The following is a 24,422-nucleotide window of genomic DNA, read 5'->3' on the forward strand; positions in this document are numbered from 1 at the left end:
CATGGCCCCGATAACCAGCACCTACCGACTGCAGTTGCGCCCGGACGCGTTCACCCTTCGTGATGCGGCCGCACTGGTGGACTACTTCGACGCGTTGGGGGTCTCACATCTTTATCTCTCCCCCATCCTCACGGCAACGTCCGGGTCGACGCACGGCTACGACGTCACCGATCCGACAACCGTGTCCGCTGGACTCGGCGGCCGCGAGGACTTGGTGGAGTTGTCGCACGCGGCCCGGGCACACGGAATGGGCCTGATCGTCGATCTCGTCCCCAACCATGTCGGGGTTGCCAAGCCACGCGAAAATGCCTGGTGGTGGGACGTTCTCACGCATGGACGGGGGTCGGAGTACGCGGATTTCTTCGACATCGACTGGGCCGAGGACAACGGAGCCAACGGAGCCAACGGCGCGGACGGCGCGGACGGCGCCGACGGAAAACTTTCGCTCCCGGTACTGGGCAGCCAGGACGATCTCGAAGCCCTGACTGTCGAAAAAGATGGCGAGGAAACACTTCTCGCGTTCTACGAGCACCGCTTCCCTGTCGCGGCCGGTACCGAATTCGGATCCCCACAGGAGGTCCACGCCAGGCAGTCGTACCGACTCGTCCCGTGGAACGCCGGAATCATCAACTACCGACGGTTCTTTGCCGTCAACGAACTCGCTGCCCTGCGCCAGGAGGATCCCCGAGTCTTCGAACTCTGCCATCGGGAACTGAAGTCGTGGGTCGACGAAGGACTGATCGACGGAGTTCGCATCGATCACCCGGACGGACTCGCCGATCCGGCAGAGTATCTGGGGCGTCTGCGGACACTGCTCGGACCAGAGCAGTGGCTTGTGATCGAGAAGATCCTCGGCCACACGGAACCACTCGATCCGCTGCTCCCGATCGACGGCACCACCGGATACGACGCCCTCAATCAACTGGGCGGCATCTTCGTCGATCCCGCCGCCGAACTCGAATTGACCGAACTCTCTGCAGATTTGACCGGCGACGACGGGGACGGCGCATGGTTGCATCACACCGAACGTCAGTTCAAACGCGACACCGGGCGCGGTGACCTGGCACCCGAGGTTCGCAGGCTCGTACGCGCAATCCAGCGCGAAACCGGAAGTCGTTGCAGTGAGACCGAACTGAACGACGCAGTTGTCGTCGCGATCGCCCGGATGCCGGTGTATCGATCCGACTACAGTCCCCTTGCCGGTTTGGCCGCTCGTATCGTCGGCGACATGCACGAGTTGGCCCCTGGGCATGAAGCAGCGTTCAACGTATTGGCGCAAGCGCTGGTGAACGGCGGTGAAGCAGCGGTTCGTTTCCAGCAGGTGTGCGGCGCTGTCATGGCCAAGTCCGTGGAAGATCGACTCTTCTATCGAACGGCGCGCCTGGTCTCGCGTCAGGAAGTCGGCGGCAACCCGGCATCGATTGCTGTCTCCGTCGCCGAATTCCATCTCCACAACGCAGACCGAGCGAAGCAGTGGCCGCGTGCGATGACGAGTCTTTCCACTCACGACACCAAACGCGGCGAGGACGTGCGAGCGCGAATCGGTGTTCTGTCCCAGGTGCCGACCCTGTGGTCCCGGCTGATTCGCGACTGGGAAGACGTCTGCCCCAGCCCTGATCCACTGACCGGATTGTTCTTGTGGCAGAACATCATCGGCGTGTGGCCGACCGACGGTCGTTCCGCGGCCTCGGTTCCCGAGCTGCGCGAGCGTATACACGCCTATGCGGAGAAGGCTGTCCGCGAATCCGGCGCGAAGACTTCCTGGAACGATCCGGACGCCGGCTTCGAATCGGACGTGCACAGGTGGATCGACGAGGTGATCGACGGTCCGGTCGGCGATTCGGTCAGCGAGTTCGTCGGCCGGATCGCTCGTCACGGCTGGTCGGACTCTCTGGGCCAAAAGCTGCTCCAACTCCTCGGGCCGGGCGTTCCCGACGTCTATCAGGGCACTGAGCTGTGGGAGGACTCGTTGGTCGATCCGGACAACCGGCGCCTTGTCGACTACGGAGCGAGGCGATCACTCCTCGAAGCCGACGCCGCGACGATCGACGCGACGGGAGCTGCGAAGTTGCACCTCGTTCGCACGGCACTGACTCTGCGGCGCGAGAATCCCTCGTGGTTCGACCGCGGTGAGTACCGGCCGATATTCGCTTCGGGTTCCGCGTCCGGTCATCTGGTCGGGTTCTCGCGCGGCCCCGTCGGCGAATCGGCCAGAATCGTTGCTCTGGCGACGCGGCATTCACTCGGACTCTCGGCGCATGGTTGGCGAGATACGCGAGTCGACCTGCCAGATGGCGACTGGGTCGATGCTTTGAGCGGACGGCCCGTCACGTCCGCGGATGCGCGGGAAATTTTCGCCGCCGGGCCCTGTGCGCTGTTGACCGGAGCGCGCTGAGCGATTTCCGCTGACTGGACATTCCCGCCCGAAAAGAACTTCGTCGCGCTAACTTCCGAAGAGCAGATTGTCACCACTATTCGGAGGTTTGAGCATGACTGCCAGTCGATTCACCGGGAAAGTCGCCTTCATCACCGGGGCAGCCCGCGGTCAGGGGCGCGCTGAAGCGGTCCGCCTGGCAGAAGAGGGCGCAGACATCATCGCCGTCGATGCGTGTGTTCAGTTCGAATCCACCTCGTATGCCGGCGCCACCGAAGACGACCTTGCCGAAACGGTCGAACTGGTCAAGGCACTGGACCGTCGAATTGTCGCCACCAAAACAGACGTCCGCGACTTCGCTGCGCTGTCGGCGGCGCTCGAGGCCGGCATCAACGAATTGGGGCGCCTCGACGTCGTCGTCGCGAACGCCGGCATCTGTTCGGCCAACATGTCGTGGGAAATCACGCCCGAGCAGTGGCAGGAAACGCTCGACGTCAACCTGACCGGCGTCTTCCACACCGCAAAGGCAGCAATCCCGCACCTGATCGAACAGGGCACCGGCGGCTCGATCATCTTCACCAGCTCCGTGGCGGGCCTGCGCGGGCTCCCCTTCCTCGGCCACTACGTCGCGAGCAAACACGGCATCACCGGCCTGGCGAAGACGATGGCCTCGGAGTTGGGGCAGTACAACATTCGGGTCAACACGATTCATCCGCACGGCGTGGAAACCGGTATGCAGATGACCGACATGAGGCCACTCATCGACGCACACGCTCACACGCTCGGCCCGATCTTCATGCAAACCTTGCCCGATCCCGTCAGCCAGCCCGAGGACATTGCCGCCGCCGTAGCGTTCCTCGGTTCCGACGAAGCCCACCACATCACGGGGATCGCGATGCCACTGGATCTGGGAACGCTGATCCGCTGATCGAATCTTCTCGAGTTTTTCCCGTCCTCGGGGAATATCGCTTCCCCGAGGACGGTTGCGCGACACATGACCAAAACTGTTGTAGCGCAGACATACGGAACGCCCGAGGTCCTGAAGCTCGTTGACGTGGATCTACCGTCGCCTGGATCAGGAGAAGTCCTGGTCGATGTCAAAGCGATCGGCGTGAACCCCTTCGACTTCAAGCTCTACAGCGGCGCGTTCGGCACCGACCCCGAGAAACTTCCGATCCGCCTCGGCGGCGAGGCTGCGGGTGTCGTCTCGGCCGTCGGTGACGTCGTCACCGACGTGGCCGTCGGCGACGAGGTGATCGTCAGCCCTGGCAACGGTCTTTACGCCGAACAGGTAGTCGTGCCGGTCTCCTCGGTCACCGCGAAGCCCGCCGGCATCAGCTGGGAACAGGCGGCCGGCCTCCTTCTTGTCGGCGGAACTGCGGTCGACGCCCTCGACACCATTCGAGTCGGCTCCGGGGACACCGTCCTCATCCACGGCGCGTCCGGCGGTGTGGGCGCGATTGCCGTCCAGTTGGCAGTGGCTCGTGGAGCCACCGTGATCGGCACCGCGGGAGCCTCCAATCAGGACTACGTGCGTTCACTCGGCGCGACGCCGGTGCTTTACGGCGAAGGACTCGGAGCGCGTGTTCGTGAACTCGCACCGAATGGCGTCGATGCGGCGTTCGACACCGCAGGAACGGACGAAGCCGTCGATGCATCTCTGGCTTTGGTGACCGACAGGAGTCGCATCGTCACAATTGTCGCGTTCGGGCGAGCTCAGACCGACGGCTTCGCTTCCGTCGGCGGCGGTAATCCGGCGAGCGCCGAAGCTCGGTTGAAGGCACGATCCGAACTTGTCGAACAAGCCGGTTCCGGGCACCTCATCGTGAAGATCGCCAAGACCTTCCCGCTCGCGGACGTGGCACTCGCTCACACCGAGTTGCAGAGTTCGCACCCCGCCGGAAAATTCATCCTCGTTCCGTGACCTTCAGCTCTGTCTTGCCTAGGCCTTAGGGGCGAGTGGAACCAACAGGGTGGTGCCGAACGCGACGAGCACCGATTCGCCTTCGCGTTCGGCATGTACCTCGGCAGTGACGAACACCTGCTTGCGCCCGGCCTTGACCGAGCGCGCCGTGGCGACAAATGCGGTTCCGACGCCCGGACTCACGAAATTGACCGCGCAGTTGGACGCCGCCACGACACCTACCTGGGTGAAAGCAGCAAATCCGCACGCGGTGTCGACGAGTCCCGCCACGAGCGCAGCGTGCAGGTGTCCCGAGTACTGGCCCAGATCCTCACGCCATTCGAGGCGCAGACAGACGCGACCCGGTTCTGCCTCCGTGACTTCGAATCCGGCCCAACGGTTGAAGGCCGCCGAGGCGTTGACCGCGCGCAACTGTTCGAGTATTTCAGAATTTCCCATGTAGACCAGTCTACATAGATTGTGGTGGATCGCCGGGGTGTTTAAGCTCCAACTCGTGGCAACTCCCCCGAAACACCGCGAAGCGCTGGTCCGAGCAGCGGCCGATCTTTTTCGCCGCCAGGGGTATGCGGCAACAGGACTCAACGAGATCCTCAAGTCGAGTGGAGCCCCGAAAGGTTCGCTCTACCACTACTTTCCCGGCGGAAAAGAGCAGATCGGCGCGGAGGTCGTTCGCGTCGGCGGGAAGTTGGTCGCAGACACTCTGACAGAACTCGCCGACAGTCAACCGGACGCCGGGTCGCTTCTACGCGAGTACGCGCGGTTACTGGTCGGATGGGTGAGCGAATCCGAATTCCACGAAGGCTCACCGATCACGACGGTGCTCCTGGAGCTCGCCCCCGATTCGGAGAGCGTCACCACCGCCGGGCAGGCGGTCTACCGACAGTGGTCATCGCTACTGCGCGACTCACTGATCGGGTCCGGTGTCGCGCGCACCCGAGCGGAGCGCCTTGCCGTCCTGGCGGTGTCGGCGCTCGAGGGTTCGCTGGTTCGGGCTCGCGTCGAACAATCAGGTCAGCCGATTCTCGATTCCCTCGGCGAAGTCGCCGACCTGTTCGATGGCGCGATCGCGGCGGCGAACTCCCGCTGAGCGAACGGCACTCTCGGTCTCATGAAGGCGCCGAAAGGTACGTTCGCTCGGAATCGGAGGGTGGGTCAGCCGGCTTCTGGGCCCCGTCCCGAGCACCACCTCGAGCACCACCTCGGGCCGCGCCGACACCGGCGACGACGACGCAAGCGATACCGGCCACAGCCAGAATGCTGGGGACCTGGTGCAGCACAACCAAACCGATGAGCTGAGCGAACGCAGGTTCGAGACTCATCAGCGTGCCGAACGCCGCCGTGGAGAGCCTGCGCAACGAGACCATCTCCAAGACGAAGGGGACGACGGGCAGCAAAATCGCGAGCCCGAGTCCCACGAGAATCAGGTGCGGGGTCAGTCGCCCAATAGCCGAGTGCCCCACGGCAATTGTCGCTGCCAGTCCGGCAACCGCCATCGACACCGCCAGCCCGTTGATACCGGCAACCTCGTCGCCGACCCGCTGGGTGAGCAGTATGTACATCGCCCAGCAGAGTGCGGCACCGAGTGCACAAGCCACGCCGACCAGGTCGACCGTTCCCGCCCACGGCTCGGTCAGAAGCACTACTCCGGCGCCGGCCAGAACCGGCCACAGAATGCGGCCACGCCCCCGCAGCAATGCAACTGTCAGCGGACCCAAGAACTCCAGCGCGCTTGCCGTTCCCAGCGGAAGGCGCTCCACGGCCGCCATGAACAGGAGCGTCATCCCGGCGGTGACCACACCGAGGACCACGCAGGCCAGAAACGCCTTGCGGGTGAACGCGGACGGCCGGGGTCTGACGATGATCAGAAGAATGATGCCCGCCCAGGCGAGACGTATCCACGCTGCTCCGTCTGCTCCGAGCTGATCGATCAGACCCACCGACACGGCGAGCCCGAGCTGCACGCACAACATCGCCAGAACAGCCAGGCCGACGCCGGCTCGCGCTCTCGTATCCATAGCTGAATTGAACGGGACAGCGACCGTTCGCGTCCACGCGATTTTGACCCACATAATGTTCACGATTAGTGAATGATCAAGGGATGGAAACCCGTCGACTCCATCTCCTCCTCGAACTCTCGCGTCTTGGTTCGATGCGCGCCGTCGCCGAAGCTCACAACCTCACGACGTCGACGGTGTCCCAACAGCTCGCGGCCCTGACTACGGAAACCGGCACTGTCTTGATCGAGCCGGAAGGCCGACGCGTCCGCCTCACGCCTGCCGGGCAACGACTTGCCGATCACGCCGTCACGATCCTGGCCGCTCTCGACGCCGCTCGACTGGACCTCGATCCGGACGCAGAACCGGTGGGAACTCTGCGAGTCGGCGGATTTGCGACTGCCATCAGAACCGCGATGCTCCCCGTCGCACAAAGCCTGCAGCGAAGTCATCCGCGGGTGGACGTGGTGATCTGTGAATACGAACCAGTCGAGGCCTTTGCACTCCTCGAGCGCGACGACCTCGACCTCGCACTGACCTACGACTACAACCTCGCCCCCGCGTCGCCAAGCCCCCTACTCGAAGCAATTCCGCTCTGGTCGACGCCGTGGGGGCTGTGCGTTCCCGACAACGCGAAGACTCCCGACGAGCCCGGGAGATCCGGGATCGATCTCCGCGCCTTCGCAGACACACCGTGGATAGTGAACTCACGAAACACTGCAGACGAGCGAGCCGTCCGAACACTCGCATCCCTGGCCGGATTCACCCCTCGGATCACTCACCAGATCGACAGTCTCGACTTGGTCGAACTCTTGATCCTCAGCGGTTACGGCGTCGGGCTGATGCCTCTCGAACGCAAGACTCGCGAAGGCGTGCGCGTCGAACCACTCGTCGATCCGCCCGTCATCCTCACTGCCTATGCGGTGACCCGTCGCGGGCGAACATCCTGGCCGCCGCTTCGTCTCGTACTGGACCAGCTCATGACGTATCGGTAACTCAAATCCGATCGGCGTCGCCGTCGCGGCGCTGCTGCTTGGCAATTCGCCGCTGCTCCTCCGCCCGCTCGCGGCACTGACGCAGGAAGGCTTCGTCCGCCGCGGGATCCTGGGCAACCGCGCGTCCCGGACGCTCGTATTCGCCGTAACCGGTTGGGCCGACGTACCCACGCGGTGCGTTCTGCCCGCGACCGACCACCAGCCACAGCACCGACCCCAACGTGGGAAGGAAGATGATGATCAGAATCCAGACGACCTTGGGTAGGTACTGGATATAGGCGTCGTCTCTCGTGATCGCGTCGACGATGCAAAAGATCCAGAGCAGCATCGTAATGAGGCCGAACAAGGCATAGGGCACGCTGGCGATTCCTCCCGAGTATAAAAAACCCTCGCCATGCTAACTAAAACAGACCGATTAGTACATTAGATTGTGACGAATGTTGAACTCGAGCCACGTTCGATACGCGTCGACGTCCCAACCGCTGACACGACGCAATTGCTGGTGAAGCTGAGGCGAGACGAAGGCGGCAAGGATTCCGGCGGCCTTGTCGAGCGAAATCTCCGGCCTCAGCAAACCGTGCTCCGACAGGCCCTCCGCTATCGACATCGCGTTGACTGCCGATTGCTCGGCTGATTCCTCGGACAGACGACGCATATCGGAATCGGCACCGGAGGATTCCACTGTGACCATCATGAGCGCGCCGGCGCGTTCGAGCAGTCCGATGCCCTGCGCCACGATCTGGGAGACGATCCGCCGAACGTCGTCAGGGTCCGAGGCCGAACTCGGCGCGCCGAGAGGAACCGGATCGGCGTCGAGGGCCTCGGCGAGCGCCGCTTCGAAGATCTCGAGCTTTCCACCGGGGAACGCTGTGAACACGGTCCGATTGGCCACGCCGGCGGCGTCGGCAATCTGTTTGACAGTGGCGCTGACGTACCCGTCCCGCACGAACAGAGCCTGTGCCGCATCACGAATGAGTTCTCGGGTTCGCTGCGCCGAGGCCTCGCGCACGCGGGAGTGATATTGGCGTTTGCCCTCCATTGCGCACACTCTAGCCGCATTCGATACAACAGCCATGCATGGAAAGAACTGCGCAGATCAGGGGCCTTTTCCGGGGTGGTCGATCCAACCGTCACTACCGGGAAACACGAGCGCCTCATGCCCATTGTCGTACCTCACCAGATACGGCGGTCCCCCGTCATCGCCGTGAACTTCGAGAACCTCGGCGGTCACCTCGGACTGACCGACCACTCGCCCCTGAACATGAAGGCGGTCACCTACTTCGGCACGCATCACTCCTCCTTGCCGCCCGCCCAGCGCAGGCACAGAACACCACTGTCGTTGTTCCCGCGAAACCGGCAAGGAAACCAACAGCGTCATCGTGATCGTGAGTGAAGACACAATCGCCCGACGTGACAATTGGAGGTGAACAGTGATTCACTCGGGGGTGAATTACCGTTCACCCTACGCCTCGCGAAGGATTGTCACTTGGCATTGCACTCGTCTCCGACCCCCCGCCGTTCGAGTCGGCTCATCACCGCAATCCTCTGTCTCTCCGGCACCGTGGTCGCACTGCAACAAACGATGGTCATTCCGTTGTTGCCCGAGTTTCCGAAGATCCTCGGCGTCAGCGCTGACGACGCGTCCTGGCTCGTCACCGTCACCCTGCTGACCAGTGCCGTCGCCACCCCGATCGTCTCCCGCCTGGCAGACATGTTCGGAAAACGACGCATGATGCTGATCTCGATGACGATGATCGTGGTCGGTTCCCTGGTCGCAGCGATCGGCGGCAACTTCATTTCCCTGCTCATCGGACGCGGTCTTCAAGGCTTTGCCATTTCGATGATCCCGGTCGGCATCAGCATCATGCGCGACGAACTCCCCAAGGAGAAGGTGGCGTCGGCGACCGCGTTGATGAGCGCCACTCTCGGAGTCGGCGCCGCACTCGGACTCCCGCTGTCGGGGTTGATCTTCGAACATCTCGGCTGGCCGGCCATCTTCTGGCTCTCGGCAATCGTCGGCGTTCTGCTGATCATCGCGGTAGCGGTCGTGGTCCCGGAATCGAGTGTTCGTACCCGCGGCAAGTTCGACTTCCTCGGCGCAGTCATGCTCTCGGTTTCGCTTGCCGCACTCCTTCTGGCAATTTCCAAGGGCGCCCGCTGGGGATGGACCAGTGAACCGACGTTGCTGATGTTCGTCATCGGGATCGTGACTCTCGCGCTGTGGTTCCCGTACGAGCTCCGCGTCACCCAACCGATGGTCGACTTGCGAACGTCGGCCAAGCGGCCGGTTCTACTGACCAACGTCGCCTCGATCCTCGTGGGCTTCTCGATGTACGCGAACAACCTCTCGACCACCCAACAGTTGCAGATGCCGAAGATCTCCGGATACGGCTTCGAACTGGGAGTGATGGCGGCCGGCCTGTGCATGATTCCGGCAGGACTCGCGATGGTCTTCTTCGCTCCCGTGTCAGCGAACATCACCAAACGATTCGGCGCCAAAACCACCTTGATCGTCGGCGGCACGGTGCTCGCGCTCGCCTACATAGCGCGCGTGTTCCTGACCGGCTCGATCACGCTGATCATCATCAGTGCGGCGATCGTCAGCATCGGGACTGCGATCGCCTACTCCGCGATGCCGATGCTGATCATGCGCTCGGTGCCGATCACCGAAACCGCGTCTGCGAACGGCCTCAACTCGCTCCTTCGCTCGGTCGGTACCTCGATCTCCAGCGCCGTGGTGGCCGCCATGCTCACCTCGATGGTCATCCCGTCCGGACCCGGCGAAGGCCTTCCGTCGATCGATGCTTTCAAGAACATCTTCTGGCTCGCCGCCCTCGCCGCCGTGGCTGCTGCCGCGGCCGCCGCGTTCATTCCTCGCCGCGGTGCGAAACCGGAAACGGCTCTTCGCCCGGTGACGCCGGAGGGATTCGAGCTTCCCGACGCGGCAGTGAGCGATACCGAGATCGTGGTTGCCGGTCGTGTCGTCCGAGCGGACAGTCGACCGATCCGGCAGGCAGTTGTCACCGTGATGGACATGGAGGGCCGACCGATCGACTGGAGTCGCGCCGACAACGAGGGCAATTTCTCCCTCGCTCTACCTCAGCCAGGACGGTACCTGGTGGTCACGAGTGCCGACGGCTGGTCCCCGAGGTCGCAGGTGATCGCTTTCGACAGCGCACAATCGACGCACACCGTCGAACTCGGTGAGCGCCTCACCATCTCCGGCAAGGTCGGCGTGGACGGGCAGACAACTTCGGGAACTGTCGTCACACTCACGAAACCGACCGGCGAGTTCGTCGCATCCACCGTCACCGACGGAGCCGGACACTATGGAATCGCGCTCCCGACATCCGGTCGATACATCCTGACCGCATTGACCGCGAGCGGACACGGCACATTGGCGCGGCAGATCGCGGTGATCGCACAGTCCACCGTCATCGACTTCGACGTTCCCCTGGACGCAGAGCCCCTGACACCAGTCTGAGCACCCGACCGTGCGAGCATCGGGCAGCGAGAAAGGCCTGACATGAGTACCGCCGAGGACCGCATCCTCACTGCAGCGAAAACCCTTTTCGCAGAACGCGGATACGCATCGACGAAGATCAAGGATGTCGCTGCAGTGGCCGGCTACTCCCCTGCCCTGGTCATGAAGATATGTGGGAGCAAAGCTCGGTTGTATTCGGCGGCGATCCCATCGACACCTCCGGTGGACGAGGCGCCGCATGACGATTCCTCCGGTGACATCGGCTACCGATTGGTCGAGAAACTCGTCGACCGCAGGGAAGCCGACGAAACAGACCCGTGGGCGATGCTCGCAATACTCGTGCACGAAGCCCCGGACCCGGACGCCGCCCGGGCCGAGATCAAGGAACGCTACGTACACGGGATCGCCCAGCGCATCGGTGACACTTCGCCCGATCTGGTGCGCAGCCAACTGGTTGTCTCGCTACTGCTCGGGCTTGCCACCGGGATGCGGACCCTCGACCTCCTCGGCAAGGACTCGTTGTCGTCCAAGGATCTGGTCCGGCACTACGGGAGTCTCGTACAAACGATCGTCGACGAAACAGTCCCGGTCTCCGAGCAAGAATCGGACATCAGTGGCACGGTGGAGGGATGACAACCTACCGATACCTCGACGCTGATCGAAATCTTCTCGAAGAGAAGGATTTCGAAACCGAGCAGGACGCCCAGGAATACCGACTCTCGGTTCTCGGTGCCGAACACATCGAACCCGCCGACGAATGATCCCGTCGATTCCCCGATCGGTCAGGGAGACTTCGCGGCAGTGGTGAGTTCAGCGATCAAGGCCTGGACTCGTCGCTCGATGTCGTCGCGGATCGGGCGAACCGCATCGAGACCTTGGCCTGCCGGATCGTCGAGAACCCAGTCTCGGTAGCTCTTGCCGGGAAAAATCGGGCACGTGTCTCCGCATCCCATCGTGATGACTACGTCCGAATCCTGGACAGCGTCGACGGTGAGAATCTTCGGAGACTGAGCAGAGATATCGATTCCGAGCTCTGCCATCGCGTCGACCGCTGCGGAATTGACGGTCTCGGCGGGTGCGGACCCAGCGGAACGGACCTCGATGGTGTCACCCGCGAGATGACTCAGGAATCCGGCGGCCATTTGCGATCGGCCGGCATTGTGGACGCAGACGAACAACACCGATGGTTTGCTCATGACCTCGCTCTTTCTCGACTGGATGAAACCTCTTTGACTGCAAAGCGTTTGCGTAGAGCAAGGGAGACGTACACCAGGCCGACGAGCACCGGTACCTCGATCAGCGGGCCGACAACACCGGCAAGAGCCTGCCCCGAAGTGGCTCCGTAGGTGGCGATGGCTACGGCGATCGCGAGTTCGAAGTTGTTGCCCGCAGCGGTGAAGGCGAGCGTGGTGGTGCGTTCGTAGCCCAATCCGATTGCGGCGCCGAGTATGTAGCCACCGCCCCACATGAGTGCGAAGTACACCAGTAGCGGCAACGCGATCCGGACGACGTCCCAGGGCTGGGAGGTGATCTGTTCGCCCTGCATCGAGAAGAGCACGACGATGGTGAACAGCAGACCGTAGAGCGCCCAGGGGCTGATCTTGGGGATGAACTTGTTGTCGTACCAGTCGCGGCCTTTGGCGCGTTCGCCGAAGAAGCGGGACAAAAAACCTGCCAGCAGCGGGATACCGAGGAAGATCAGGACCGATTTCGCGATCTGCCAGGGCGAGGTGTCGATGGTGGTCTGTTCGAGGCCGAGCCACCCGGGCAGGACCGAGAGGTAGAACCAACCGAGCACGGCGAACATGATCACCTGGAACACCGAGTTGATGGCGACCAGCACCGCAGCGGCTTCGCGGTCTCCGCAGGCCAGGTCATTCCAGATGATCACCATCGCGATGCAGCGAGCGAGACCGACGATGATCAAACCGGTTCGGTATTCCGGCAGGTCAGGCAGAAACAGCCAAGCGAGGGCGAACATCAGCGCCGGGCCGAGAACCCAGTTCAGGAACAGCGAGCCCGCGAGGAGTTTCTTGTCCCCGGTGACTGTGTCGAGGCGGTCGTAGCGGACTTTCGCCAGGACCGGGTACATCATGATCAGCAGGCCGAGGGCGATCGGTAACGAGATACCGTCGATCTGCACCTTGTCCAGGGCAGTGTTCACACCGGGGATCCAGCGTCCGATCAGCAGGCCGGCGACCATGGCCACACCGATCCAGACCGCCAGATAGCGATCGAGGGTGGAGAGTTTTCCGACGACTGCGGGGTGTTCGGTGGCGGCAGTGGTGTTGCTCATGCGGTGACCTCTGCGCACGCGTCCGCTGCGGTCACGGTGGAGCCTTCGACCAGGAGCACGGCCGAGAGCTGCTGCAGTGCAGCAGGAATCACCCAGTAGTACACCCAGGTGCCGCGACGTTCACAGTCGAGCAGTCCGGCCTGTCGCAGCACCTTGAGATGATGCGAGATCGTCGGCTGAGACAGGTCGAACGTATCCGAGATGTCGCAGACGCAGGCTTCACCGCCCTCGTGACTTGCCACCAAGCTGAGCAGGCGGAGGCGAACCGGATCGCCGAGAGCTTTGAACATCCGAGACAGGTCGCCGGCCCAATCCTCGGTCAACGGCTCACGTACGAGCGGGGTGCAGCAAGCTTCGGATTCCGAAGGGCCTTGATTCGACATTCTTCAATATTGACAGAATTCGAATCAAGGCGCAATCGAGCGGCATGCGGCCACCTTATCCAGGTCTCTCAATCGGAGACGGTCACCGCACGTCGTTCCAGCAGAACGGTGTCACGCCAGACACCGTCGAGCTGGGCAATCTTCTCGCGGAGACCGACAGTTCTGAACCCGGCCGAATGATGCAGTGAGATGGAGGCGCGATTCTCGGGAAATATCGACGTCTGCAGTGTCCAGAGGTCGTCGACATCGGCGGCCATGACTTGCTTGCGCAACAACGCTTTTCCGACACCCCGACCACGCATTCCGTCCGCGACGTACACGGAGTTCTCCGCCACCCCGCGGTAGCAGTCACGCTCGGAAACCGGACTCAACGCAGCCCAACCGACAACAACACCCTCGATGGTCGCCACCCACCGATGCTGCGAGAGCCACCGCTCCTGGAGATGCTCACGCGCGGGAACCTCGGTGGCAAAGGTGGCGTTTCGAGTGTCGATGCCCTCGCCGTAAATCCGTAGAACCGCATCCCAGTCGTCGTCGACCATCGCCCGGACAGTGACATCGTCCGGCAGATCACTCGGGCAGCACGGGCGCGGCGCAAGCACCCCCATCACCACGTCCGCCGCCTGCGGCAGAGCGACGCAGCACGTCGGATTCATCGCGACGACTGTGCTTGTCCCTTCCTTACGCATGGTCACAAAACCCACATCGGCGAGCTTGCGCAGGTGATGTGACACCGTCGGCTGCCCGATCCCCAACGACCCTGCCAGCGCACCGACGGTAATTCCGCCGGACGCGCTCGCCACCCGGTGAAGCAGTCGAACACGCATCGGTTCGGCAAGGCACGCGAACCACTGCGCGTAGGTATCGGCATCGCCCAGCGCGAGCACGGAAGAAGCAACCCGATCCTGGCCTGAATCACCGACGCGCACCGTCGGAGTCTGCAGCGATGTCATCCGTCCACTATATCGACAGCTGTCGATGGTTGCTTACATTGATGGTTGTCGATACAGTTCGACAGTAGATCGATAAGTGTCGATGAAAGGAACGGACAATGAACCCCCTACCCGTCGTCGTGATCGGGGCCGGCCCGATCGGCCTGGCGGCCGCAGCAGAACTGCGCGAACGTGGACTCACCCCACTCGTACTCGAGCGCGGAGCCGCAGCCGGTACTGCGATTTCCGAGTGGAATCACGTTCGACTGTTCTCCCGGTGGTCCGAACTCGTCTCCCCCGCCGCGCAGCGACTCCTCGAACAGAGTGGATGGAGCTCTCCCGACGCTGAGACGTACCCGACCGGCCGTCAATGGCGCGACCTTTACCTCGGGCCACTCGCCTCAGCACTCGGCGACGCCGTCCAGTTCGACACCGAAGTGATCGGCGTAGCCCGGCGCGGGCGTGACCGTGTCGTCGACGCCGGTCGCGATACCGAACCCCTCTCGATTCATCTGCGCCGCCGTGACGGAACCGAGGACCGCGTCTTCGCCCAGGCGGTTGTCGACGCATCCGGCACCTGGGGCACTCCCAACCCGCTCGGCGGTGAAGGTCTACCCGCCCTCGGCGAAAGCGCTGCTGGATCTGCGATCAGGTACCGGGTTCCGGATCTCGACGATCCGGCGGTGCGCGCACAGTTCGCCGGAAAACACACTGTCATCGCAGGGAGTGGCCACTCTGCGCTGACGGCGATCGTTGCGCTGTCGGGGTTGGCAGAGCAGGCTCCGAGCACACGCATCACCTGGGCGGTCCGCCGAGGAAACGTCGGCTCAGCGTTCGGCGGCGGCGAAGCTGACGAACTGCCCGCTCGCGGCGCCCTGGGACTACGCGCGAGGAAGGCCGTCGATGACGGATTACTGAGAGTGGTCACCGGTTTCCGCACAGCTGAGGTGTCGACGACCCCCTCGGGACAACTCTTACTTGCCTCCGATGCCGGTGAGCGCATCGAGCACGTGGACAACGTCGTCACGCTGACCGGGTTCCGCCCGGATCTGTCCTGGCTTTCGGAAATCCGACTCGGCCTCGATCCGGTGTTGCAGGCACCGGTGGAGCTGGCTCCGCTGATCGACCCGAACGTCCACTCGTGCGGAACGGTGTATCCGCATGGCGCAAAAGAGCTTCGCCATCCGGAGCCGGGCGTGTACCTGGCAGGAATGAAAAGCTACGGCCGCGCGCCCACCTTCCTGGCGATGACCGGCTACGAGCAGGTTCGCAGCATCGCCGCCGAACTCGCCGGTGACCACGACGCCGCAGCCCGGGTCGAGTTGATCCTTCCGGAGACCGGAGTCTGCGGCGGTGCAGGTGTTTTCGACGAAGCTGACACGGACGAAGGTGACACCGGGGTTGCCGAAGGCGGATGCTGCGGCGCACCCGCTCCGGAACTGGTCACGCTGTCCGCGCCGTCTGGCAACACCTGCGGATAGAAGCAGTCCATGACAACCATCGACGATCCGCCGCAGCCGTCCGACGGCCTCAATTCTTCAGGGCTGCGGCGGGTTCTGGTGGCGTTGTGCCTGACCGAGATCACGAGCTGGGGAATCCTGTACTACGCGTTTCCTGTTGTGTCGGTGTCGATCTCCCGCGACACCGGATGGTCGAGCTCGGTGGTAGTGGCGGCTTTCTCGGTCAGCCAACTCGTTGCCGCCGTTGTCGGGATCCCGGTCGGACGTGTCCTCGATCGGCGTGGACCGAGGTGGGTCATGACGGCAGGGTCCGTGCTCGCCGTCCCAGCTCTGATCGTCATCGCAACGGCCCACACTCTCCCACTTTTCTTCGCCGGTTGGATGCTCGCCGGAGTTGCGATGGGCGCAGTGTTGTATCCACCGGCTTTTGCCGCGTTAACCCGTTGGTACGGAGACGATTACGTCAAGGCTTTGATGATCCTCACACTGGCCGCCGGTTTGGCCAGCACGGTATTTGCCCCCATCGCCTCTGCACTGGTCGAACAATTCGATTGGCGCACCACTTACCTGACCCTGGCCATTGCTTTGGCAGTGATCACAGTTCCGGCACACGCGTGGGGGCTGAGGGGTGGATGGCCCAACCCTGCCCACCCCGTCCACACCAAGGCCGGTGACCACCGGCGAACACGCCGAAGCCCCGAATTTCTCACGCTCACTCTCGCTCTCGCTGCGGGTGCCTTTGCAGCGTCTGCCGGGGCATTCAACCTGGTACCCCTCCTGATCGAACAAGGCTTCAGTCCTGGCCTGGCGGCGCTCACCCTCGGATTGGGCGGCGCCGGCCAGGTGGTCGGCCGACTCCTCTATCTTCCCCTCGCTGCACAGACCAGTGTGAGAGTTCGCACCGCGTCCGTCATCGCCGTCACCGGGCTGAGCACCGCATGGCTGGGGCTCGCAAGTTCGGTTGCCGTGTTGATCGGTATCGCGATCGGTGCTGGACTGGTCCGAGGCATCTTCACCCTCATTCAGGCCACCGCGGTCACCGACCGGTGGGGCGCCGAACACTACGGACACCTCAACGGAATCATGTCTGCGCCGATCGTCATCGTCATGGCGCTTGCTCCGTGGGCCGGGACCGTTCTCTCCACCTGGGCAGGAAGTTACGCCCAGGCCTATCTCGTTCTCGGAGCCACAGCAGTGTTCGGCGCCGTTCTCAGTGCCGCGAGGACGACCTCCAGCACATGATGCCGGATCCTTGCCGATGGATTCGACTCTGCTGGGCTGCCACATCCGACCGAACAAGGCATGCTGATCGTGTGCATACTTTCGAGGTCTGGGCGCCCACACCGGAATCGGTCCGAGTCGAAGTCAACGGCATCGCTCACGACATGGACCGCACGGACGACGGATGGTGGCGAGCCGAGGTCGACTGCGACAACCAGGCTCGCTACGGATTTGTCGTCGACGGCGACATCCTTCCGGATCCGCGGTCACCACGCCAGCCCGAAGGCGTGCACCTTCTCTCCCAACTGCACCAACTGCACGAGGCGTCCTGGACCGACTCTCAGTGGACCGGACGGCAACTCCCAGGATCGTCCGTCTACGAACTGCACATCGGAACGTTCACCACCGAAGGAACTTTCGACGCCGCGATCGAACGTCTCGATCACCTGGTGGACCTCGGCGTCGGGTTCGTGGAGATCATGCCGGTCAACGGCTTCAACGGAACTCACAACTGGGGCTACGACGGTGTGCTCTGGTACACGGTCCACGAGATCTACGGTGGTCCGGACGGATTACAACGCTTGGTGAATGCGGCCCACGAACGCGGGCTCGGCGTGATCTTGGACGTGGTCTACAACCATCTGGGCCCGTCGGGCAACTATCTCGAACGGTTCGGACCCTACATCGCGGACGGCGCGAACACGTGGGGCCGAACGATCAACATCGGTGGTCCTGCATCGGCCGAGGTTCGCGAGTACATCATCGGCAATGCCTTGCGATGGATGCGCGACTTCCACATCGACGGCCTACGTCTCGATGCCGTCCATGCATTGGTCGACCACACCCGAACGCACATCCTCGAGGAACTCGCGGTCCGAACGGAAACACTGTCGGCCCATCTGGGTCGACCGCTCACGCTGATTGCCGAAAGCGACCTCAACGACGCCACTCTCGTCACGCCGCGCGCGGCGGGCGGATTCGGCTTGGACGCGCAGTGGGACGACGACATCCACCACACCATTCACACGGCCGTGTCGGGCGAACGCCAGGGTTACTACGCCGACTTCGGATCCTTGGAATCCCTGGCAAATACATTGCGGCGCGGATTCTTCCACGCCGGAACGTACTCGTCATTTCGAGGGCGGGTCCACGGACGTCCGATCGACATCACGCATCAGCCGGCCAGCGCCCTGCTCGCATACACGTGCACCCACGATCAGATCGGCAACCGCGCGATCGGGGACCGCCCCAGCGCCTATCTGACGCCAGGACAGTTGGCGATCAAGGCGGCGCTGGTCCTGCTCTCGCCGTACACGCCGATGCTGTTCATGGGCGAAGAATGGGGCGCCACTACCCCATTCCAGTTCTTCACCTCGCATCCGGAACCGGAACTCGGGGAGGCCACCGCCAAAGGCCGCAAGGCGGAGTTCGCAGCCCACGGTTGGAACAGCGACGACATTCCGGATCCACAAGACCCCCAGACATTTCTGCGGTCGAAGCTGGACTGGAGCGAGCGAACCGACGAGATGCAGGCGCGCGTCCTGGCGTGCTATCGCGATCTACTGGCTCTGCGTAAGAAGCGAATCGAGATCACCGACCCTTGGCTTGGGCACCTGCACGTCGACTACGACGAGGACAAACAGTGGATCACCCTACGCCGCGGCGCTTTACAGATCGTGTGCAATCTGGGAACGGACGCGGCCTCGGTCCCGGCCGGCGGAACCCCCATCCTCTGGTGGGATCCGCCGACACAGGACGAGACCGCGTCCGCAACCGTCGTGCCTGGGCACTCGTTCGTCGTACTCGAAAGCTGACTAACCCTCGAGATTCTGGTACTAACGCTTCGCGTTCTCTGGTGTACTCCGCAGCATCCGCAAAACCAATGCGGCACTGACGAACAGAACCAGAGCAGTCGCACCGGCAGCAACGTGCATACCGTCGACGAACGCCGACTTCGCGGAATCGGCAAGTACCGAACCGAGTTCACCCGGTAGGTACGTTGCTTCCTGCAGCGCACCGCCGAGGGTGCCCTGCGCAGCGTGCGCCTGATCTGCTTCGAGCATGGACGTGTCGATTCCCTTACGGAAGATCGCCATCACCACACTGCCCAGGATTGCCACACCGAGCGCGATGCCGAGTTCGTACGCAGTCTCCGACACCGCGGACGCAGCGCCGGCACGCTCGGGTTCCACCGAACTGACCACAAGATCCGAGGTCAACGTCAACGCAACACCGACACCAGCACCGGCCAGACCGAAGCCGATCACGAACATCAACGGCCCGCTGTCCACCCCGAGGGCGAGCAGCATCGCAGCGCCGATACCGGCAACCGCGAGGCCTGCACTGAGCACGTGAGACACCGACCACCGGCGAATCAACCAAGCCGCCGCAACCGCGGTGAATGCGCTGAGCAACATACCCGGGAGCATCAGCAAGCCGGCGTCGAGCGCCGAGTTACCCAGCACCAACTGCAGGTACTGCGAACCGAAGAACAGGACACCCGCCAGCGCGAAGATCGAGAGCAGGTTGGTGATGACGGCGGTGGAGAACGACGCGTTGGCAAACAGTTTCAGATCCAACATCGGATCCTTCAGCATCCGCTGACGACGCACGAACACGTAGCCGGCCGCGAGACCCACAAGGCCGATCACCAGCAACGTGATACTGACGCCGTGCACCACGGATTCCTTGACCGCGTACACCAACGGCAACATGGTCGCCATCGACAGACCAGCGCTGATGAGGTCGAATCGACCCGGATTGGGGTCCTTCGACTCCGGAATCAAGATCGGGCCGAGCACGACCAGCGCGATCATGACCGGGATGTTGATCAAGAAGACCGATCCCCACCAGAAGTGCTCGAGCAACCAACCACCGACCAACGGGCCGGCCGCGGTACCGCCACCTGCCATCGCGCCCCAGACGCCGATCGCCTCGGTGCGCTGACGCGGGTTGACGAAGATCGTGCGGATCAGACCGAGGGTGGCCGGCATCAGCGTTGCACCGGAAATACCCTGCAGCACGCGGGCGGCAATGAGCATCTCGGGACTGACAGCGAGAGCGGCGATGATCGAGGCGAGACCGAAGCCGACTGCGCCGATCAAGAGCAGTTTCCGCCTACCGATCCGGTCGCCGAGCGTACCCATGGTGATGAGCAGACCGGCGAGCACGAACGAATAGACGTCGATGATCCACAGCAACTGCGTGCTGCTCGGTTCGAGGTCGGCGCTGATGAACGGAAGCGCAAGATCGAGCACCGTGCCGTCGACTGCGATGAGCAACACAGCAAAGGCAAGGACTATCAAGCCCGCCCAGTCACGCTTTGTCGCCCGAACCTCGTCGGGATTGATTGCAGACGTGTGATCTGCCGACACTGACATTGCTCCCCTGCGACTTTCTCTGAGTTCTCGTCGAAAAAAATTCACTGCACCGTCCAGCCGGTACAGTAGGTCTACGGTAACAGTGAACCGTCTGAGCGGTAAAGTTATTTCCGGGTAGGGTCACATCACATGGCTGCCGACACTCGCGATCGAATTCTCGACGCACTGGAGAAGCTGCTGCTGGTCAGCGGCGTCGCCCAAGTCACGCTCGAAGGCGTTGCCGCCGAAGCCGGGGTTTCCAAGGGCGGACTTCTCTATCACTTCCCCAGCAAGGAAGCCCTCCTCGCGGCGATGGTCCGCAGACTCGGGGAACGCTCGGATCAGCAACTCGACGACGCCGTAGCCGGCGGTACCACGGTCACCGAGTTCTACCTGCAGATCCCCGATGCGAACGAAAGCGAAGAACTCTCGCTCTTTCGCTCGATCATTGCCGCGCTCCGAACAGTCGACGGACAACACGACGAAATCCAGAAGGCCGTCACACATGTGATGCGAAGCTGGGACAAGGGCCTTCAGACCGAGATCGCCGACCCGGTGCAGGCCGAGATCATCCGACTCGTCGGCGACGGCCTGTATCTGGCAGCCATGCTCGGACTCCCCCAGCCGGACCCCGAACTGCATCGACAGGTGGTCGAGCGACTGCGGCCCTGACCAGGGGCGTCCCTTACGTCAGATAGCGGTACGCCGGGCTTCCCGGTTCGAGCCTCTCGGACTGCATCGGCGCGTGCTCCATCCGCTCGAGCAACGACGCCAAACCGTCGGCGGAACCGAGTTCGATACCCACCAACGCGGCACCCGTCTCGCGATTGTTTCGCTTGACGTACTCGAAGAGCGCGATGTCGTCGTCCGGCCCCAGCACGTCCGAGAGGAACCGGCGCAACGCTCCCGGTTCTTGCGGAAAGTCGACCAGGAAGTAATGCTTGAGCCCGAGGTGAACGAGCGAACGCTCGAGGATTTCGCCGTAACGGGAGACGTCGTTGTTGCCACCGGAGATCAGGCACACGACGGTCGAGCCCGGCTCGAACGTCAGATTCTGCAGTGCCGCAACGGAAAGCGCGCCCGCAGGTTCGGCAATGATGCCCTCGCTCTGGTACAGCTCGAGCATCGCCGTGCAGATAGCGCCTTCGTCGATCTGATTGACGACAAACGATCCCGAACCGGACCGCGTCTGAAGTTGACGAGCGACGAGCGGCAACGACGCGTGTGACACGACGGCAGCACCCAGACGTGAGACGACCTCGTAGGGAACGTCACCGATGCGCTTGACGGCGGCACCATCGACGAACGGATCGACGTCGGGAAGGGTCACCGGGCCGCCGGCAACAAGCGCGGCCGTCATGGACGCGGCCCCGGAGGGCTCGATCCCGACGATCGACGTCTTCGGCGACCGCTCGTGCAGGTAGGTGGCTATGCCCGCGATGCAACCGCCCCCACCAACCGGCACGACAATCGTGTCGAGAGGTGCGTCGAGTTGCGTGAGGATCTCGGCTGCGATGGTTCCTTGCCCCGCAGCGGTGCGCACGTCGTCGAACGGCGGAACCATGGTTGCACCGGTTTCGGCTACGTCCTCTGCAGCCGCAGCGGCGGCGGCGTCATAGGTCTCACCGATCATGAACAGTTCGACAAACGCTCCGCCGTGAGCGCGGATGCGATCACGCTTCTGCTTGGGCGTGTTGGCCGGCACGTAGATCCGACCCTTGATCTGCATGGTTCGGCAAGCGAAGGCAACGCCCTGTGCATGGTTGCCGGCACTGGCGGTCACGACGCCTGCCGCGCGCTCGGCCTCGTTGAGCTGCGCGATCAGGTTGTACGCGCCGCGAATCTTGTACGAACGAACGCCTTGGAGGTCCTCACGCTTGAGGTACACGTGTGCGCCGGTCAGCGCCGACAGACGGTCGCTGTACTGCAAGGGTGTCGCCGCAATGACGTGCTGAATTCGCTCGATGGCCGCGTCGATCTCCTGCGCGTCGAGCGCGGGGACGGTGGACTTCGTTACTACGACATCGGGCGAGTTAGACACTCCGCCATTTTCGCACGTCGGGGATCAACCTTCCCACCACCCCGCCCCGCATCGTGCGCGAGGCAGGGCGGGGGCAGGTCAGCCGCGCGGATCCAACTGCGAGGGACGTGGCACGTTCCGCAGATTCGACTTGGCCATCTGTACTGCCTCGCCGACGCCGCCGTTCATCACCATCTTCGACATCGCCAAGGCGAAGCCCTTCATCTGACCGCCGGTGATGGTGGGCGGCAACGACAATGCCAGCGGATCGGTCACCAGATCCACGAGGGCCGGGCCGTCGTGATCGAGCGCCGCGCGCAGACCGGATTCGATGTCCGCGGGATTCTCGATGCGCCGCGAGAAGATTCCGAGCGCAGCGGCGACCGCCGCGTAGTCGACCGCGGGCACGTCGACCCCGAAATCCGGGAGGCCGTCGACCAGCATCTCGAGCTTGACCATTCCGAGCGTCGAGTTGTTGAACACCACGATCTTGACCGGCAACTTGTACATGGCGACGGTGACCAACTCACCGAGCAGCATCGACAATCCACCGTCGCCCGACACCGAGACGACCTGTCGCCCCGGGCTGGACCATGCCGCACCCATCGCATGCGGGAGTGCATTGGACATGGATCCGTGCAGTGCCGACGAGATGAAACGTCTCGATCCGTTCGGATTGAGGTAGCGCGCCGTCCACACATTGCACATGCCGGTGTCGGCGGTGAAGATTGCGTCGTCCGCAGCCAGATCGTCGAGGATCGAGGCCGCATACTCGGGGTGAATCGGCGTGCGCTGCTTGACCGGATCCGTGTATGCACCAACCACTTTGGTCATCAGAGTGTTGTGCTTGGCGAGCGTGTCCTCGAGGAATCCGCGGTCGGCCTTTCGATCGAGTTGCGGAATGAGTGCACTCAAGGTACTCGCGACGTCACCGTGCACGGCCAGGTCCAGGCTGGTTCGACGCCCCAACCGCTCCGCCGCGATGTCGATCTGAGCAGTGCGAACGTCGTCGGGCAAGAACTGATCGTAGGGAAAGTCCGTTCCGATCAGGAGCAGGAGATCGGCGCCGTGGATACCGTCGTGCGCCGCACCGTAACCCAGCAATCCGGTCATCCCGACGTCGTACGGGTTGTCGTACTGGATCCACTCCTTGCCACGCAGTGAATGCCCGATGGGAGCGCCGACGGTTTCGGCCAGCGCCAATACTTCCGCGCGTGCGTCTCGCACACCGGCGCCGGCGAAGATCGCGACTTTGCGCGAGCCGTTGATCACATCTGCCAACGCCTTCACATCACCGGCATCCGGAACGACTGTCGGCCTTCGCGTTTCGACGAGTGTCGGCGGGGTGCCTTCGGCTGGGCAGTCGGCAATGTCGCCGGGAAGCACGATCACCGAGACGCCGTTTCGAGCGACCGAATGCTGAATGGCGGACTGCACCACGCGGGGTGATTGCACTGGCGTACTGACGAGTTCGGTGTAACTCGAACATTCGATGAAGATCCGCTCGGGATGCGTCTCCTGGAAGTAGCCCATACCGATCTGCGCACTGGGGATGTGTGAGGCGATCGCGAGGACCGGGGCGCCCGAGCGATGAGCGTCGTACAGGCCGTTGATCAGGTGAAGGTTTCCGGGGCCGCAGGAACCTGCACACACCGCGAGCTTTCCGGTGATCTGGGCATCTGCTGCGGCGGCAAATGCGGCTGCTTCCTCATGACGGACGTGTATCCAGTCGATTCCGCCCTTCTCAGAACCACCGGTGCGACGAACCGCATCGACGATGGGATTGAGACTGTCTCCGACAATTCCGTAGATCCGACTGACACCCGCGTCAACGAGCTGCTGAACCAATTGATCTGCAACGGTTTTCGGACTCATCAGACCTCCATGACACACTCACGGGCGTCGGGATCGCCGACCCCCGCGAGTGACGATTTACTTGTGGTTTATGCAGTGCTTCTTGTGGACTGCCGTTTCGTGAGG

24 protein-coding genes are annotated in these 24,422 nt (G+C 63.0%); 12 read left to right on the forward strand and 12 right to left on the reverse strand.

Annotation, left to right across the window (positions count from 1 at the left end; translation table 11 throughout):
• The first annotated feature begins 1 nt into the window (after position 1).
• From treY to ACFT1A_RS27850, 3 genes are all read left to right on the forward strand, one after another.
• Positions 2–2,395, forward strand: a complete 2,394-nt coding sequence (treY, locus tag ACFT1A_RS27840; protein WP_378449631.1) for a malto-oligosyltrehalose synthase — start codon at positions 2–4, stop codon at positions 2,393–2,395.
• A 94-nt stretch (positions 2,396–2,489) separates the two neighbouring features.
• A complete protein-coding gene (locus ACFT1A_RS27845) occupies positions 2,490–3,302 on the forward strand; it encodes a mycofactocin-coupled SDR family oxidoreductase (RefSeq protein ID WP_378449632.1) in 813 nt (270 codons plus the stop codon).
• A gap of 66 nt (positions 3,303–3,368) precedes the next feature.
• Entirely contained in the window at positions 3,369–4,298 is a 930-nt protein-coding gene (locus ACFT1A_RS27850; RefSeq protein WP_378449633.1) for an NADP-dependent oxidoreductase, read from the forward strand.
• Between the two features lie 18 nt (positions 4,299–4,316).
• On the opposite strand, the gene ACFT1A_RS27855 is transcribed toward ACFT1A_RS27850, so the two are convergent.
• On the reverse strand, positions 4,317–4,736 hold the full coding sequence (locus ACFT1A_RS27855; protein WP_378449634.1) for a PaaI family thioesterase: 420 nt from the start codon (positions 4,734–4,736) through the stop codon (positions 4,317–4,319).
• A gap of 55 nt (positions 4,737–4,791) precedes the next feature.
• Between ACFT1A_RS27855 and ACFT1A_RS27860 the strand changes: the two genes are divergently transcribed.
• Entirely contained in the window at positions 4,792–5,385 is a 594-nt protein-coding gene (locus tag ACFT1A_RS27860) for a TetR/AcrR family transcriptional regulator (RefSeq protein WP_378449635.1), read from the forward strand.
• Between the two features lie 19 nt (positions 5,386–5,404).
• Here the strand turns inward: ACFT1A_RS27860 and ACFT1A_RS27865 are convergent, their stop codons facing one another.
• The gene (locus tag ACFT1A_RS27865) at positions 5,405–6,313 is read right to left on the reverse strand and encodes a DMT family transporter (protein WP_378449636.1); all 909 of its coding nucleotides are present in this window, start codon (positions 6,311–6,313) and stop codon (positions 5,405–5,407) included.
• A gap of 83 nt (positions 6,314–6,396) precedes the next feature.
• Here ACFT1A_RS27865 and ACFT1A_RS27870 point away from each other — a divergent pair, with 83 nt between their 5' ends.
• Positions 6,397–7,287: a LysR family transcriptional regulator gene (locus ACFT1A_RS27870; protein ID WP_378449637.1), complete on the forward strand. Its 891-nt coding sequence runs from the start codon at positions 6,397–6,399 to the stop codon at positions 7,285–7,287.
• Between the two features lies 1 nt (position 7,288).
• Here ACFT1A_RS27870 and ACFT1A_RS27875 read toward each other — a convergent pair whose 3' ends face one another.
• From ACFT1A_RS27875 to ACFT1A_RS27885, 3 genes are read right to left on the reverse strand one after another with little or no spacing between them, the layout of a single operon-like run.
• A complete protein-coding gene (locus ACFT1A_RS27875) occupies positions 7,289–7,645 on the reverse strand; it encodes a PLD nuclease N-terminal domain-containing protein (RefSeq protein ID WP_019748838.1) in 357 nt (118 codons plus the stop codon).
• A 57-nt stretch (positions 7,646–7,702) separates the two neighbouring features.
• The gene (locus tag ACFT1A_RS27880) at positions 7,703–8,326 is read right to left on the reverse strand and encodes a TetR/AcrR family transcriptional regulator (RefSeq protein ID WP_378449638.1); all 624 of its coding nucleotides are present in this window, start codon (positions 8,324–8,326) and stop codon (positions 7,703–7,705) included.
• A gap of 57 nt (positions 8,327–8,383) precedes the next feature.
• Entirely contained in the window at positions 8,384–8,578 is a 195-nt protein-coding gene (locus ACFT1A_RS27885; RefSeq protein ID WP_378449639.1) for a DUF1918 domain-containing protein, read from the reverse strand.
• A 195-nt stretch (positions 8,579–8,773) separates the two neighbouring features.
• Between ACFT1A_RS27885 and ACFT1A_RS27890 the strand changes: the two genes are divergently transcribed.
• Genes ACFT1A_RS27890 through ACFT1A_RS27900 form a run of 3 tightly spaced genes read left to right on the forward strand, consistent with a single transcriptional unit; the run spans position 8,774 to position 11,532 of the window.
• Positions 8,774–10,771, forward strand: coding sequence for an MFS transporter (locus ACFT1A_RS27890; RefSeq protein ID WP_378449640.1), 1,998 nt, complete (start codon positions 8,774–8,776; stop codon positions 10,769–10,771).
• 42 nt (positions 10,772–10,813) lie between these two features.
• Positions 10,814–11,404, forward strand: coding sequence for a TetR family transcriptional regulator (locus ACFT1A_RS27895; protein ID WP_378449641.1), 591 nt, complete (start codon positions 10,814–10,816; stop codon positions 11,402–11,404).
• Positions 11,401–11,532, forward strand: a complete 132-nt coding sequence (locus ACFT1A_RS27900; RefSeq protein WP_256922339.1) for a hypothetical protein — start codon at positions 11,401–11,403, stop codon at positions 11,530–11,532. The genes ACFT1A_RS27895 and ACFT1A_RS27900 overlap by 4 nt, the downstream gene beginning before the upstream one ends.
• Positions 11,533–11,553: 21 nt before the next feature.
• Here ACFT1A_RS27900 and ACFT1A_RS27905 read toward each other — a convergent pair whose 3' ends face one another.
• The 4 genes from ACFT1A_RS27905 to ACFT1A_RS27920 all read right to left on the reverse strand — a co-directional run bounded on the left by ACFT1A_RS27905 (position 11,554) and on the right by ACFT1A_RS27920 (position 14,403).
• On the reverse strand, positions 11,554–11,967 hold the full coding sequence (locus tag ACFT1A_RS27905) for an arsenate reductase ArsC (RefSeq protein ID WP_378449642.1): 414 nt from the start codon (positions 11,965–11,967) through the stop codon (positions 11,554–11,556).
• Complete coding sequence (arsB, locus tag ACFT1A_RS27910) at positions 11,964–13,067, reverse strand: ACR3 family arsenite efflux transporter (RefSeq protein WP_378449643.1); 1,104 nt, start codon at positions 13,065–13,067, stop codon at positions 11,964–11,966. Before arsB ends, ACFT1A_RS27905 begins: the two co-directional genes overlap by 4 nt.
• Positions 13,064–13,450, reverse strand: coding sequence for an ArsR/SmtB family transcription factor (locus tag ACFT1A_RS27915; RefSeq protein WP_378449644.1), 387 nt, complete (start codon positions 13,448–13,450; stop codon positions 13,064–13,066). Before ACFT1A_RS27915 ends, arsB begins: the two co-directional genes overlap by 4 nt.
• Positions 13,451–13,518: 68 nt before the next feature.
• Positions 13,519–14,403, reverse strand: coding sequence for a helix-turn-helix domain-containing GNAT family N-acetyltransferase (locus ACFT1A_RS27920; protein WP_378449645.1), 885 nt, complete (start codon positions 14,401–14,403; stop codon positions 13,519–13,521).
• 98 nt (positions 14,404–14,501) lie between these two features.
• On the opposite strand from ACFT1A_RS27920, the gene ACFT1A_RS27925 reads away from it, so the two are divergent.
• The 3 genes from ACFT1A_RS27925 to treZ all read left to right on the forward strand — a co-directional run bounded on the left by ACFT1A_RS27925 (position 14,502) and on the right by treZ (position 18,877).
• Positions 14,502–15,863, forward strand: a complete 1,362-nt coding sequence (locus tag ACFT1A_RS27925; protein ID WP_378449646.1) for an NAD(P)-binding domain-containing protein — start codon at positions 14,502–14,504, stop codon at positions 15,861–15,863.
• Between the two features lie 9 nt (positions 15,864–15,872).
• Positions 15,873–17,084 (forward strand): MFS transporter, encoded by a 1,212-nt coding sequence (locus ACFT1A_RS27930; protein ID WP_378449647.1) that lies wholly within the window; start codon positions 15,873–15,875, stop codon positions 17,082–17,084.
• Positions 17,085–17,155: 71 nt separating this feature from the next.
• Positions 17,156–18,877 carry a malto-oligosyltrehalose trehalohydrolase gene (treZ, locus tag ACFT1A_RS27935; protein WP_378449648.1) on the forward strand — a complete coding sequence of 574 codons (1,722 nt, stop codon included), beginning with the start codon at positions 17,156–17,158 and terminating at the stop codon, positions 18,875–18,877.
• A gap of 21 nt (positions 18,878–18,898) precedes the next feature.
• On the opposite strand, the gene ACFT1A_RS27940 is transcribed toward treZ, so the two are convergent.
• Positions 18,899–20,443 carry an MFS transporter gene (locus ACFT1A_RS27940; RefSeq protein WP_007733146.1) on the reverse strand — a complete coding sequence of 515 codons (1,545 nt, stop codon included), beginning with the start codon at positions 20,441–20,443 and terminating at the stop codon, positions 18,899–18,901.
• Between the two features lie 129 nt (positions 20,444–20,572).
• Between ACFT1A_RS27940 and ACFT1A_RS27945 the strand changes: the two genes are divergently transcribed.
• Positions 20,573–21,094: a TetR/AcrR family transcriptional regulator gene (locus tag ACFT1A_RS27945; protein WP_003941685.1), complete on the forward strand. Its 522-nt coding sequence runs from the start codon at positions 20,573–20,575 to the stop codon at positions 21,092–21,094.
• A 13-nt stretch (positions 21,095–21,107) separates the two neighbouring features.
• Here ACFT1A_RS27945 and ilvA read toward each other — a convergent pair whose 3' ends face one another.
• Positions 21,108–22,463: a threonine ammonia-lyase IlvA gene (gene ilvA, locus ACFT1A_RS27950; RefSeq protein WP_378449649.1), complete on the reverse strand. Its 1,356-nt coding sequence runs from the start codon at positions 22,461–22,463 to the stop codon at positions 21,108–21,110.
• Positions 22,464–22,541: 78 nt separating this feature from the next.
• Positions 22,542–24,317 (reverse strand): pyruvate dehydrogenase, encoded by a 1,776-nt coding sequence (locus tag ACFT1A_RS27955; RefSeq protein WP_378449650.1) that lies wholly within the window; start codon positions 24,315–24,317, stop codon positions 22,542–22,544.
• Positions 24,318–24,422 lie beyond the last annotated feature (105 nt).

The sequence above is a fragment of the Rhodococcus sp. NPDC057135 genome, assembly GCF_042670865.1.
Taxonomy (GTDB): domain Bacteria; phylum Actinomycetota; class Actinomycetes; order Mycobacteriales; family Mycobacteriaceae; genus Rhodococcus_F.